Source organism: Brachyspira sp., from assembly GCF_050873525.1.
Lineage (GTDB): Bacteria > Spirochaetota > Brachyspiria > Brachyspirales > Brachyspiraceae > Brachyspira.
Genome location: NZ_JBNMIZ010000051.1, coordinates 1 through 14,035, shown reverse-complemented (window position 1 = coordinate 14,035; position 14,035 = coordinate 1). Strand labels below are relative to the sequence as shown.

10 protein-coding genes are annotated in these 14,035 nt (G+C 27.9%); 2 read left to right on the top strand and 8 right to left on the bottom strand.

Going from position 1 to position 14,035, the window contains the following annotated elements; all coding sequences use genetic code 11:
- Nucleotides 1-248: 248 nt before the first annotated feature.
- Genes ACR0QS_RS05150 through ACR0QS_RS05140 form a run of 3 tightly spaced genes read right to left on the bottom strand, consistent with a single transcriptional unit; the run spans nt 249 to nt 5,192 of the window.
- A complete protein-coding gene (locus ACR0QS_RS05150) occupies nt 249-1,979 on the bottom strand; it encodes a class I SAM-dependent methyltransferase (protein WP_432632376.1) in 1,731 nt (576 codons plus the stop codon).
- Nucleotides 1,980-2,015: 36 nt separating this feature from the next.
- On the bottom strand, nt 2,016-4,217 hold the full coding sequence (locus ACR0QS_RS05145; RefSeq protein WP_432632375.1) for a transcript cleavage factor: 2,202 nt from the start codon (nt 4,215-4,217) through the stop codon (nt 2,016-2,018).
- Nucleotides 4,218-4,220: 3 nt separating this feature from the next.
- On the bottom strand, nt 4,221-5,192 hold the full coding sequence (locus ACR0QS_RS05140; RefSeq protein ID WP_432632374.1) for a hypothetical protein: 972 nt from the start codon (nt 5,190-5,192) through the stop codon (nt 4,221-4,223).
- Nucleotides 5,193-5,560: 368 nt separating this feature from the next.
- Here ACR0QS_RS05140 and ACR0QS_RS05135 point away from each other — a divergent pair, with 368 nt between their 5' ends.
- Entirely contained in the window at nt 5,561-6,679 is a 1,119-nt protein-coding gene (locus ACR0QS_RS05135) for a hypothetical protein (protein ID WP_432632373.1), read from the top strand.
- Between the two features lie 2 nt (nt 6,680-6,681).
- Nucleotides 6,682-7,557: a DNA adenine methylase gene (locus ACR0QS_RS05130; RefSeq protein WP_432632372.1), complete on the top strand. Its 876-nt coding sequence runs from the start codon at nt 6,682-6,684 to the stop codon at nt 7,555-7,557.
- Nucleotides 7,558-8,637: 1,080 nt separating this feature from the next.
- Here ACR0QS_RS05130 and ACR0QS_RS05125 read toward each other — a convergent pair.
- From ACR0QS_RS05125 to ACR0QS_RS05105, 5 genes are read right to left on the bottom strand one after another with little or no spacing between them, the layout of a single operon-like run.
- Nucleotides 8,638-9,495, bottom strand: coding sequence for a M23 family metallopeptidase (locus ACR0QS_RS05125; protein WP_432632371.1), 858 nt, complete (start codon nt 9,493-9,495; stop codon nt 8,638-8,640).
- On the bottom strand, nt 9,492-10,667 hold the full coding sequence (locus tag ACR0QS_RS05120; RefSeq protein WP_432632370.1) for a hypothetical protein: 1,176 nt from the start codon (nt 10,665-10,667) through the stop codon (nt 9,492-9,494). The genes ACR0QS_RS05125 and ACR0QS_RS05120 overlap by 4 nt, the downstream gene beginning before the upstream one ends.
- A 33-nt stretch (nt 10,668-10,700) precedes the next feature.
- On the bottom strand, nt 10,701-11,978 hold the full coding sequence (locus ACR0QS_RS05115) for an adenine-specific methyltransferase EcoRI family protein (RefSeq protein ID WP_432632369.1): 1,278 nt from the start codon (nt 11,976-11,978) through the stop codon (nt 10,701-10,703).
- Between the two features lie 46 nt (nt 11,979-12,024).
- Nucleotides 12,025-13,209 (bottom strand): M23 family metallopeptidase, encoded by a 1,185-nt coding sequence (locus tag ACR0QS_RS05110; protein ID WP_432632368.1) that lies wholly within the window; start codon nt 13,207-13,209, stop codon nt 12,025-12,027.
- A gap of 13 nt (nt 13,210-13,222) precedes the next feature.
- Entirely contained in the window at nt 13,223-13,912 is a 690-nt protein-coding gene (locus tag ACR0QS_RS05105; protein WP_432632367.1) for a tetratricopeptide repeat protein, read from the bottom strand.
- Nucleotides 13,913-14,035: the final 123 nt, after the last annotated feature.

The following is a 14,035-nucleotide window of genomic DNA, read 5'->3' as shown; positions in this document are numbered from 1 at the left end:
TAAAATGGATAAAATCATAAATAATTTAAGTGAATTTATAAAAAAGTTAACATAATTTTATAGTTGTTTTATTAAATTCATTATTATAATCCAAACAAAGTGGATTACTTCAGGCTACGCCTCGTTCCCTACAGGACGCCTACGGCGAATGACGAAAAACGCATGTCATTGCGAGATTTATTTATAAATCGAAGCAATCCACACAGAATATATTACTTTGGCTATCGCTCGTAATGACATATAAAATACTACTCAATCTTTTTATATATACATTCAAAAGTGTCGCCCAGATTATATTTTTTCGCAATGAAATCATAAAAATTTTTTGAAGTTTTATTTTCTTTTAAGAGTTTCAAATTAAAAATATCGCAAAATCTATTATAATAAACGCTTTTGTTTTTCAAATGCATTCTTTTTAGAGAATATTTTTTAAAAAAATTATCCAAAGATTTAGGATTGGTTTCAAAAGCATGGTCGGACGGAACTATCTTAAAATAATTTTTATTAAACTTTCCGCTTATTCCGTTTCCGTTGGGCATCGCCAAAGCGAGTATTCCATCGTCTTTAAGAGAGAATAAAATATTTTTTAAGAGTTTGTCAAAATCGCATATATGCTCCAAAACATACCAAGCCGTTATTATATCGTATTCTTTTTCTTTATATTCAAAATCGAGTAAAGAAATATTATGAACATTCAAATTAAGATTATTGACGCAGTAATTCGCCGCATATTCGCTTATCTCTATTCCTTCCGTTTCGTATCCGTTTAACGAAGCCTCTTTCAAAAAAAATCCCATAGCCGAACCCAAATCCAATATTTTTCCCGCTGGTTTAATTTTCTTTATTATCTCCAAACGATTTTTTGCAAGAGATTTTAAATTCTCTTCGTCTTCTTCGTAGGTTTTTCCGTATTGATTTTTATAATCTTCGATAAAATATTTTGAAGAATAATCGGTTGAAACGGGAAGAAAATATTTTCTGAATAAAGTATTACATTTTTTGCATTTATATAAATTCGATTCTCCATTTCTATTTTTTATTTCTATATTTTTTGATTTACAAAAATCGCATTTTATATTTTTAAAATTTTCAATATTGTCGATTATAATTTTTATTCTTTCAATCGATTTTTCCGTATCTATATTTTTGGAATTTTCCTTATATTCATTTTGCAAATCAAAATCAAAAAGAAAATTATTTATTTTGTCAAAAGCCTCTTCAATATTTATATCTTCAAAAAATCCCAAATTAAAAAATATATCGCAGCATTTTTTTCCCAAATCGTTATGGTATTTTGTCGGAGAAAGTAAAATCACGGGAATTTTAGCTTCAATGCATTCAAAAGCGGTAAGTCCGAAATAAGTTATAACAGCCGAATAAGGATTTTCAAAAATATCGGGCGAGAATTTTTTTGATATTATATTTTCGCTTTCTTTTTGAGATTCTATAAATACAAATTTTTTATTTTCTATTTTAGAGATAATTTCAAAAGCTTTATTTTTCAAATCGTTATTGAAACCCAAATAAACGAGTATCGGCGCTTCGCTGTCGTATCGAGGTTTTATATTCAAGTTAAGAATCGTTGCTAAAAACGGCTTTATATTAACCAAATCGGAATTGTCCAAATTGGGAAGCATTTCTATAACTATATCGGCAAAATTTCTTTCCTCTCCAACGCTGTCAACGATTATAACGGGAGAGATTTTTTTTAATCGTTTTATATATTTTTTATCAATCTCTCGTGAGTCGACTATTATCAAATAAGGAGCAAGTTTTTTTATTTCGTCAAATTTGCAAGTTTCTATATTTAGATTTAATTTAGAAAATAATTCGCTTTCGTTATTAATAGAAGAAAATATAAAATCGTAAAATGACGAAAGTTTATTTGCAATAAATTTCATTCGAGTAAAATGCCCGAATCCGTAAATTCCGTTTATATCGGTAATGATGCATATTTTTTTTTTAATTTTACTTTGCATTTCGTTTTGCATTCGTATTAATAAACTATTTACAAATTATATTTTCCAATTAGGGAATCGTTTTATAACCGCCGAAATAATATCGGTTTTATAATGCTGTTCCAAATTAACGAGTTTTTGGAATTCGCCGAATATAATTTTTACATCATCTTCCGATTCCGCTTCTATAAATTTCAAAAGATAATTTTTATCAAATACAAGTTCGTAAACGGTTTTCAAAAGTTTTCTTCCCTGCACCGCCGTTTCTTTATTGTCTACCATTTTTGACAAATATGATATTACGCTTAATAAACCTATCATTAAAGAATTTTTATTTATTTTAATTCCTACTTCGTCCGAATATTCCCCGTCAAGAATCTTTTGAGCGAAATAAACGAAAGACTCTGGATATTCCCTGTAATGCAAAAATATATCGTCTATCGTTTTCGATAAAATATCGGTTTTTCCATCCGCAAATAATTTATTTACGATTAAATAATGATTCTTCACTTGAGGGGAATACAATATTTTTAATATAATATCGTAATATTCTTCATTTTTTCCTTCCCAAATCGCTTTAAGAAATTTATCTCTATAATTTGAAGACGGCAATATTTCGTATATATGAGTATAATCGTCAATATTTTTAATCATATCTGAAAGCGAAGGAATTCCTTTTTCGTTTTCTTCCGAAATTTTCAAATATATCGCGCTTACTATTCTCGCATCGTTTTCGGAATTTTTATCTTTAGCGATATGGACAAAATAATCATGCATTTCTTTCGCTTCTTCAGAATTCAAATTTGGAGTATAATTCAAATATTCCATATATATTTTGTATCTTTCAAAGAAGTTTTCCGTTTTATTAAATTTAGCCAAACTTTCCGCATCGTAAGTTTCCGCTCCTTCGTTATATAAGAAAGTATTTTTATCAAATTTAACCGTTGTGGAAGCTCGCACGGATTTTTTAGCCGATTCGAGCCATTTAGGATAAGAAGATTCCGAAACGACTACGCTCGGACTTGCGGTTAATTCCTGCTTCAAATCTTTTGCGCTTATGGTTTTTCTATATTTTAAGATTATAGTCAAAAGTTCCGTAGGGTTTTCTTCGGCAATCTTTTTTAATTCTTTAAGTTTGTATGCTTTATAAACATTTATATCGTCTTCTGGCAAAGTCGTTAAAGACTGAATTGCCATATCGAAAGTCATTTTTCTTTCTTCTTCCTGTGAAACGAATTTTATTTTAAGTTCGTTTATAGTTAAAGCTTTAATTTTTCCGACTCCGAAATTTCTATGAATGACATATTTGTCGACATCGTATTGAATATATTTTTCAAAAATTTCAATACAGTCTTTCGGTTTTTTATTCACATTCGTTATAGCGGAAATTTCTTCTATCTTTTCAAAAAGAGTATGATTCGGATACAAAGCCTTATAAACATCGACTAATCTATGTCTGAAAAATTTTGCCTTCTTGTTATTTTGCGCTACTATCGACTGCTCATAATTAAGAAGATTTTTAATAGTTTTCAAAGCTTCGTTATATCTCGCGTTTTCAAAATAATAAAAGAAAATTATTTTCCAAACATCAATCATAATATTTGCGTCAACGAGTTCATACAAAGCCGATTCGTATTTTAGCAAATAATTATAATTGTCTGGCTCGTATTCCAAAACTTTTTTAATATTGCTTTCTGCGTTATTTCTCTTTCTTATAAGATTTCTTTCAAAAGCTATTTTATAATAATGAACTGCGCTTACAGTATCTCCTGCCGCTTCTTTAATATGAGCTATTTTTTCGGGCAATTCGGGATTTGAAGTGTCGAATTTAATCAATCTTTCCCAAATTTCAACCGCTTCCGATTCTCTATTTGAAATTTGATAATAATTTGCCAAATATCTTAATGCATAATCGCTTTCGTAATATTCGTCCAAAATTTTTTGAGAGATATATTCTACGATATTCCATTTTTTCGCGTTTTTGAAAATTCCCAAAAGTTTATCCAAATGCATATCCGAATAATTTTCTATTTTCAAATTTAAAAATCCGATTGAATACAACGCTGATATATGCTGCTGATTTTTTTCCAGCTGCGCTTTCGCCGTTTCTATGGCGGATTCTATTTCGTTTTTATCGTTAATATCGTTTATTATTCCGCTTAAATCCGTAAAATATTTAATGGTATAATTCAATAAATTTTTTCTTGTAAAAGTTTCTTCCGTAAAAGCCTTTTCCAATTTTTCTAGAGCTTCCGACATAGTTCACCTCTTATTTAAGATTTTTATATAATATTGCAATAAATCTTTATCTATATTCGCCATTTTTCTTCCCCATATTTCTATCTCTTCCATATCCGAACCGCTATGCCTCATTATAAGGCAAGTCGTAAGAAATGCGTAAGAAGATAAAAGTTTTGGGGCGACTTTATCTCTTAATTTAAATTTTCTATAATCCGCTTCGAGCCTTGAAATATTTTTTCTTAATTCAATTTCTTCTTCTCTGCTTAATTCTTTTTTTATATCGAGAATATTCATAAGTTCTCCGTAAGCGCTCATCCAACTTATAATTTCTTCCCTGCTGTTATTATGAATTCCTCTCTTTATTATTATATCTCTAATCTCTCTAACGGCGTCTATCGTAATTCTTTCAAATTCAATATTGAGAGGTTCGTAAAACAAAGCCTCTCTGATATACATTTTTGCCTTTTTTTCGTCTCCCAATTTATGATTAATTTCCGCAATAAAGCCTAAAGTGTTTGAATTATAAGGTTCTATAGTATTCAAATATTCATAAGCCTTTAAGCCTTTGGAATAATCTTCCAATTCTATAAACGCGTTCGACAGCAAATTCAACTGTTCTTTTCCGTTAATATCTTCCGACATTAATAATTCGATTATTCTGTTATATACAAAATAATGAATCGCGTTTATTGATATTAAATCCGTCTTATAATTTTTATCTCTTACAAATTTACAAAATTTTTTATAAGAAGAATCCAAAAATTTACAATATTCTAAATAATCTTCTTTAAGTTTTTCTAAATTATCAAGCCTATTTATCCAAAATTTTACGCATGAAATATTATCGTATAAATCGGCGTTTTCAAAGTCCATAGCCATTATTCTGTCAAAATCTTCCATAGACTCTTTAAATAAGCCTTTTTTTAATTTATCTTCTATAATGAAGAAAATATCTTTAACGGTTTCTTTTCTTGAAAATAATTCTTCATTCATACTATTTTAAACTACTCCCAAAAATAAAAATCGTCCAAAGATAAACGGATAACTATTATAATAATGCAATAATTATAAATTGTCAAGCTATAATTATATAATTTATTTACTTTTAATTGAAAAATGCATAAAATATGATAGAATAAAATGTATAATTTATTAAAAGATGGTTGTAAAATGACTTATGATTTAAATATCGTTGAAGAAGAGTTAAAGAATAAAATCTCTGAAGATTATTTTAAGAATTTCGATTCCACGCAAATAATAGAACAAATCAATACAATTTATTTTATTTTATACTTGTATATTACAATAAATTTTATATAATTTTTTATATATTCAATTTAAAATATACTTGAGGCAATATTGTGCAAATATTATTTGGAAAAATAAAAAACTTTTCATACAAAAAATTTTGGAGGGAGGAATTAAAAACTTTTGATTTAAATTCTAAAAATATTGATATAAACGATTTGCCGAGTAAATGCAATATTCAAATTAATAATAAAATCATATCAATAAGCAAATGGGTTAGCCCAAAACGAACTCGCTCGTATCCTTATGCAAGAGTGTATGATAGTTTTGATTCTTGCAGTGGTAAGGTTGCTACTATAATTCCAATAATAAAAGACGAAGGAATTGACGGCGATATGGATTATTTGCAATGGGATACTATTTCTTTAATGAGTTTGCTTAATATATATGTTATATTAGGATTCTATGAAGACGCGGAACAAAATATTAGAAATACAAATAAACCGAATAAAATAACAAATCAAAAATTAAAGTCAAACTTTATATACAAACAACTTGAAATATTAAGCAATTATCATCAATCGGCGTTACATTGGAATCTTAATCAATTAAATAATGAAGATTTATTAAATCTTATAAATAAAGCAAAAATATCTTATAAAGAGATTTCTCAAAAACTTAAGATAAAACTTCATGACTCAAGGAATATAGATAAATTTAAAATCAATATTACTAAAGACAGAGAAGCTTTTATGCAATATTCAAGAGATAAAGCAAAAAATGCTCAAAATAGAGAAGTTTTAACATCGCAACCTAAAGAATCTATCGGAATAGGCGAGAAAACAAAAATAGAAATAGAAAATTATTTAGGCGGATATTATTATTTTACTATTGACGATGTTTTAGATAAAGATAATATTTTGTATTTAATTGAAAGCAAACATAGTAAAGATTCTATTTTGCCGTCTAATGACGATATTAAAGACGGATTATTGAAACTTATGATTTATAATAATCTATGCGAGATTAGAGATTTTAAAATTAAAAGAAATTTTAAAATAGTTTTGCGTCTAACTTCAAATAAATTAAAAAATGATATAAATTTGCCAAATAATAATTTAGAATATTTTACAGAATCAAATCGACTAAATAAAAAACAAATAGAAATTATATATAAATTAAATTCCGAATGTGAAGAAAATAAATTTAATATATGGATTCAAAAGGCATGAATATGAGTTTAATTAAATCGCCATTGCGTTATCCAGGAGGTAAAAGTAGAGCGATAAAATTTTTATATCAATATTTTCCTAACGATTTTAAGATTTATAAAGAGCCGTTTTTTGGCGGCGGTTCTGTCGGCATTTATATTTCGCAAATAATGAAAAATACAAAAATATATGCAAACGATTTAAATTACGAATTATATTGTTTTTGGCATAGTTTAAAAATGCAGCCAAGTAAATTAATAGAAGGAATCGTTGAATTAAAAAACAAATTTAAAAATGGTAAAGAATTATATAATTTTATTTTATATAGAAGAGATTTTAATCTTTCTATGCTTGAACGCGGAATCGATTTTTTTATTCTTAATAGAATTACTTTTTCGGGCATTGTAGATAGCGGAGGATTTTCTCAAAAAGCTTACGAATCGAGATTTACAATTAGTTCTATTGATAGATTAAAAAATACTCATAAAATAATTAAAAATTTTAATTTTTCATGCAATAATTTTTTTGATTTTATTGATTCTAATTCAAGCAATCAAAAAGATACTTTTATTTTTTTAGACCCGCCTTATTATAGTTCGGCAAAATCTAAATTATATGGTAAAAAAGGCATTTTGCATTCAAATTTTAATCATGAAACATTTAAAAATTATTTATATAAAATTAAATCTAAATTTTTACTCACTTATGATAATTGCGATTATATAAGAGAACTTTATAAAGACTTTTATATGCTCGAATGGGATTTGCAATATGGAATGAATAATTATAAACAAAAAAAAGCGGATATTGGAAAAGAATTATTGATTAGCAATTACGATTTGAAATTTTATAATAATTCGTCTTATGATAAAGAAATTAAGGAATTAATGCTTAAATAAAAAAAATTATAATTAAAATTTATTAATAAAAATCAATCGTTCTTAATAATCTAATTAAAGATTATATTGAATTGAAAATAAGATATGATTATCAATTAAATTTTAATATTGAATTTATATAAATATTAAAGTATTATATTTCTATGAAAAATTTTATAAATAAAATAACTTGTGATGATGCTCTTAAAACAATGAAATTACTAAACGATAACAGCGTCTCGTTAATTGTAACAAGTCCGCCATATTTGAATTTTATTAATTAACGCTTGACAAAGGCTAAAAAATTTACTATAATATTAACATAAATAATTCATTTGTGGAGGCAAAAAATGAAAAATAACAAAAATTACTGTAAATTCGTTAGTCAAGTCAAGTCAAGTCAAGTGCTAAAATTGTATCTTTAATAAATAATTCTTTCAAAACATTTTTAATCGCATTATTTATATTATTATTTTCAATTAGCTGCAAACCAAAACAAAATCCAAATGAAGGGGGAAGCCAATCTAAATCGGAACTTGTAGGAAAGTGGCGGGGTAGTTTTATTGTTGGGAGCGGTTCTTCGTCTCGAACATTTACGGTTGATAATAATGGTAATATAAATCTTGAAGAGGAATACTCTCCTTCTGGTAGTGTATATAATAAATACGATTATAAAGGAAAACTTAACGATACTTTCGATTATCCTTACACTGTAGAAATTAGTATTGAAGGATACTCAAATATGTTTAATAATACATATATACCAGAGCGTCATACGGGGACAATTACATTTAATAGTTCATCAAGTTCCACTGCTACTTGGGAAACTATGTCTACACATAATAGGTGGGAAAAATTAACTATAAATAATTTTGAAAAACAGAAATAATAAAATTTTATTAATATAAAAAGGCATCGTATTTATTGCGGTGTCTTTTTTAATAAATAGAACAAAATAAAGAAGCAAGAAAATATACGACAATATAAAATTAGCCGTAAATGTTTTAAAATGTCAAACCGATTTATATAATTTTGATTTTAAAGTAAGTTTTAATAAAGTAAATTAAAATCATATATAAAACTATTATAATTAAAATGCTTTTAATAAAAATTAACCGTCCTCGTAAGACTCACGGTTTTATTATCAAAATCCGTCACTTCGGTTTTGAAAACATATCTTCCTCTTCTTGGAGTAAAATTTCCGCCTCTGTAAAAATGCGAATCGACTCCGTAAACTTCTTCAAAAGTATAATTCGGCGCTATATAATAAATATTGTCTCTCTTTATAAAATAAGTAAAATCGTAATCTCTTATAAGTTCATCGTTCATATATATTTTTACTCTTTTAAGTCCCATTGGAATAGTTCCGAGCAAATCGTATGCCCTAACAAATAATCGGAGTTCGCCGTTGTATCGCATTGGCATTCTGTCTTTTATTTGAATAAGCCTATTTTCCGTTCTCAAATAAATTCCATGTATTAAAGGATTCTGTTCCGAACCTTTTGAAATTTTCAAATGTTCCAAAGGGTCAACTACCAAACCTTCTTTTATATTTTCAACGGTTAAATGCAAATGAGCGCCTCCCGACCTTCCGCTGTTTCCCGTTAAAGCGATAGTGTCTCTCTCGGTTACTTTCGCAAAAGATTTTTCTATAGTTCCGTCTTCTATATGATAATAATAACTTCTTACGCTGTTTGGATGTTCTATTATAATCGTATTTCCAACTCCGTATAACTGCCTTGTCGGGTCTTCGGCTATATCGGAATAATATACAATCTCGCCGTCCGCAATCGGATATATTTCCATTTTGCTTCCGCCAAAATCAACTCCGTTATGGAAATGGTCGCTTCTGAATTCTCCAAAAGTGCTTGTGATTCTTATTTTATTTTCGTCAATCGGAACTCTGCCAAACGATATTGAAGATAAAATAAAGATTAATATTAATATATTTTTATTCATAATTTTACTCTCTTATAAGTATAAATATTTTTGTCGCTTACTATCATATATTCGTTTTTTTCGCTCGATATATCCAAATAATAAACCCAGCCGTCTATGGAATTCTCGTAAATAATTTCTTTCAATTTATTATCGTAAATTAAAACTATACTTTTTCCATCTTTAGACACGCTCATTATTGTCGTATTCGTTTCGCTGTTTAATTTCATGTTAATCGCATTTTGCATATTATATTTTTCTATATTGATTCTGTCTTTTTCTTTTCCGTTATTCAAATTGTATAAAATAATATCTCTGTCCGAAAGCATGAAAGCCGTCATAGATTTTTCGCTTACAAATGAAGAAACATGTCTTCGTCTATTTAATCCCGTTTCGGCATACCATAAAGTTCCGCCTTTTGAATCGTATAAACTTATATATTCTTGTCTTATTCCGCTTATCGACAATGCAAAACTTCCGTATTCGCTTATCGTAACGGATTTGATTATATTTATTTCGCTTAATATTGAAGAAATTGCAAATCCTAAATTTCCGTTTCTATTTATATAGGCAATGTCTCCGCTTGAAAATCCCGCTATATAATCTCCAGTATTCAACGCAAAAGCTCCGTCCGTTACAATTTCTCCGTATTGAATATGCGAACTTAAAGGATTATTATCAAAATCGAACATTTGTATTTTTGAATTATCGCTCGAATGATAAATCGTTCTGTTTGCATAAGGCGACATTTCGGGATAAATAGATGTATTCGTTCTCCATAAAATAAGTCCGTTATTATTGTAGGCGTCAATATAATTTCCGTATCTTTTATAAATAATAAAATTTTCATTATTTGCAGAGGCGAGTTCTCCTCTTAATAAATTCGTATAAAAAATAGTCGTTCCATTTTTATTAAAATAATGAATCATACTTTCTGGTTTAGTAAAAAAATTATGTTTGAAATCTCCTTCTATATTAAAATTATTATCAAGTTCGGGAGTTTCGGTTGCAGTTGTCGATTTGCTCCAAATATTTATAATATTATATTCTTCGTTTAATCTATTCTTTCCGAAAAAAAATATAAATAAAATCAAAAATAAAACGGCGCTTATTATCGTCAAATATCTTATAAATAAAGGTTCTATTTTATGTATATTTTCTGGTTCTATAATCAATTTTTCTTTTTTCTGCATAATTATTCGATTAACATTTTATAATATTTTATTTTATAATATCTTCTGTAAAAGAATTCTTCCAAAACATCGCTTTTTATTTATATACGGAAAATATTCTTTATCGCTAAAAATTTTATAGCCTTTTTCAAGAATCCCGCTTAACATAGGATAAGCCGATACGGCAAACGGTCTTTTATAATCGCTTGGAATATAATTATTATTAACCAGCAATATTTTAGAATCGTCATATTTTTTATATTTTTTTGGTATATCTTTTAATGGCATTATTTTTAAATTTTTATATTTTGGACGATTTTTTATTTTGAAATTCGTATACCAATGCCCAGAAGCCATAGTTAGTTGTTTTTTAGGAGTTAGAAAATAATCTACTCTATTATAGCCCGCCCATACCTGATTATTTTTAAAATATGGTATATAAGCTGGAGTTAAAACATTTGTAAAATTTGATATTATAATAAATTTTTTACCGCTATTAATTAAAATTCTCCAATAATCTATAGCTCTTGAAAAAGGAGGATTTGTGCATACAATGTCCGCTTCTTCGTTAAGTATTTTGAGAGATAAAGGGTCGTCAAAACTTCCGCTATAATTTTTAGGGAAATCTTTTTTTTCGCTGAAACCATCTTTTGTAAACACATAAGCTTTCGAGCCTTGATTAAATAAATCTACCGGTCCGTCATAATGAGTGCATATTAATTTTTTTAATTTAAGTTCTATAAAATTTCTCAAAAAATATAAAGCGAACGCCGAAGTGTTTCTTTCATCGTTATCTACGGCATCATCGCAGTTGCAAAAAACCGTTTTATTTTTCCAAATTCTTTTATCATACATAGACAATTCTTTTTCAATATCCTCTATTCGAGTATAAAATTCATCGTTATTTACTTTTTGAGCTTTTTGAAGTATATCTTTTCTAGATAATCCTCGCTCTTTAAGAGTCGGCGTTGTTTTCTTTACTATTTTAACTTTTTTTAGAATTTCGTCTTTCGATTTTGTATATATTTCTTTTATAAATAATTTGCTGGATTTTATAAATTTTATATAATCTTCGAATAACGGCGAATTATAAAAATATATTTCCTTGCTTTTTTCTTCTCGAAGCGTGGAAAATTTTTTCTTTATTTCATTTTCAAGAGCCGTCATATCTTTTACTTCGCAGCAAAACAAATAATTGTAAATATTTTCTTTAGATTTTCCAGTCATATTATTATATTCTTTCAATCTTCTTTCCAAATCGTTCGTCTTGCCTATTTTACATTTTGAAGGCTCTAATCTTGCTTGAACTATATAAATATATTCATGTTTCATAATTAATGTATAGCATATTTGATTTGGTTTGTCAATATACGCTTTCCTATTTTATTCTTGTTAAATTTTTTATATCTTTTAAATCAGAATAATTTTTTTCCAAAATACTTAAAGGGTCGAAAGTCATATTTCCCGCGCGCATTTCCCAATGGCAATGAGGTCCCGTAGCCATCCCCGTAGAACCGATTAAACCTATTATATCTCCTTTTTTCACATATTGTCCCTCTTCGGCGATTAATTTAGACATGTGAAAATAACTGCTATAAACTCCCTCGCCATGGTCTATTACAACGCAGTTTCCACGAACAAATAATTCTCTCGATATTTTTACTACTCCGTTATTTGCCGCATAAATCGGAGAACCGTTTGAATTCGCTATATCGAATCCTTGATGATATCTTGCGTAATCTTTAGTATAGCCTCTAAACGCTCCAAACTGCGAAGAATATCTGCCTTGAGCGGGCATCATATAAACTTTGTCCGCATAATTTGTAGGGCTGTAAGATATATATATTTTTCCATTTAAAAGTTCTCGCTCTTCTCTTGACTTTTGAGGATTGCTTATTATATTTGTCATTGTGGATGTCACGCCCTGAATTTGTTTCGGTTTCGGAGGCGGAGGAGTGAAATCCAATTTTATATCTATCGCCAAATTTAATAAAGTTTTATCTTTCAATTCCATATTGCAGACGAATTGATATTTTTTATCTTGAGCGCCGACATATATTCCGAATACGCTTTTATATATTTTAATTTTTTTATCCGAATTTTTTATTTCAAAAAATTTTACTATCGGTCTTGCGCTTCCCAATAATTTTGAATCTTTTATTTTTATTTCGTCATTGCTCGTTATAAAAATATTTCCCATTTTTCCCGCATATAGAGGAACGGGGTCGGCATATACTTGCAAATCGTTATCGTATTTTTTAAATTCTTCCAGAGATTTAAAAGCGTTATTTCTTATATAAATCGCTCCGTTTTTCAATTCCGCGTTTTTTGAATCCAAATTAACTTTTCCATTATTTGCGATATAATAATATTTATTGTTTATTTTGATTTCAGCAAATCCGTCATTTTCGGTTTCTATTATATCTTTGTCGTATAGTTTAACCGAATTATCCAAATTGATTTTTTTATTATTTCTTGTTACACTAATATTCCCGATATATTTTAATTGATATTGAGAATATAAATTTATTGATAAAAATATAAATATAAAAACAAATTTCATGATTCAACCTTTATTATTTTTTATAACCTAACTGGTCTAATTTTATAAGATGCTCCTTTATATCTTTATTATTTGGAGCGATTTCAAAAGCTTTTGTTAAAAATTCTTTTGCGTTATTTATATCGTTCTTTTTGAAGAAAGCCCAGCCTAAAGAATCCAAATAAGCGGGATTTTTCGGGTCCGTATTCAAAGCCTTTTTTATTTCCGAAATTCCTTCTTCAATATTGATTCCGCTGTCCGCCAAAATGAATCCGAGAGAATTTCTTGCATTTGCGCTTTGCGAATCTAGAGCAACCGCTTTTCTTAAAAAATCAATCGCTTTTCGAGTATTATTTTTTTTATAATAAATATAACCCAGCACCGAATAAATTTGAGTGTTTTCTATTCCAGAAGCAAGAGCGTCAAGAAGTTCAAATTCCGCCAAATCATACATTTCTTTTACGGCGTAAATATATCCGACTATAATATGAGCTTGCATTATTCTTAAAGGATTATCCAGTCTTCGCATTATTTTATCGAAAGTTTCGAGAGTTTTATCATAATTTTGAATTTGAGCGTAGGCTAAAGCCAAATGATAGCCCGATTCTACATCGTTTTTATTTTCAAAATTTTTTTCAAGCGAATCTATAGCCTCTTGATAATTTTCATTTCTAAATAATTTTATTCCGTCTTCGAGTTCGGTTCTGCCCGTCCCTATACTCATATATTCTCCTGTTATTTACTATGTTAACATTTTATATTTAAATTAAAAAATCTCAATATTTAATTAAAAATTCCATTTAAATGAAAATTGATATTATTCATAAATAAATATACAATTCTTGAT

Excerpts from the sequence above, each read along its gene's own strand:
- ACR0QS_RS05150 (WP_432632376.1), bottom strand. The coding sequence starts at position 1,979 with ATGCAAAGTAAAATTAAAAAAAAAATATGCATCATTACCGATATAAAC.
- ACR0QS_RS05145 (WP_432632375.1), bottom strand. The coding sequence starts at position 4,217 with ATGTCGGAAGCTCTAGAAAAATTGGAAAAGGCTTTTACGGAAGAAACT.
- ACR0QS_RS05140 (WP_432632374.1), bottom strand. The coding sequence starts at position 5,192 with ATGAATGAAGAATTATTTTCAAGAAAAGAAACCGTTAAAGATATTTTC.
- ACR0QS_RS05130 (WP_432632372.1), top strand. The coding sequence starts at position 6,682 with ATGAGTTTAATTAAATCGCCATTGCGTTATCCAGGAGGTAAAAGTAGA.
- ACR0QS_RS05125 (WP_432632371.1), bottom strand. The coding sequence starts at position 9,495 with ATGAATAAAAATATATTAATATTAATCTTTATTTTATCTTCAATATCG.
- ACR0QS_RS05120 (WP_432632370.1), bottom strand. The coding sequence starts at position 10,667 with ATGCAGAAAAAAGAAAAATTGATTATAGAACCAGAAAATATACATAAA.
- ACR0QS_RS05115 (WP_432632369.1), bottom strand. The coding sequence starts at position 11,978 with ATGAAACATGAATATATTTATATAGTTCAAGCAAGATTAGAGCCTTCA.
- ACR0QS_RS05110 (WP_432632368.1), bottom strand. The coding sequence starts at position 13,209 with ATGAAATTTGTTTTTATATTTATATTTTTATCAATAAATTTATATTCT.
- ACR0QS_RS05105 (WP_432632367.1), bottom strand. The coding sequence starts at position 13,912 with ATGAGTATAGGGACGGGCAGAACCGAACTCGAAGACGGAATAAAATTA.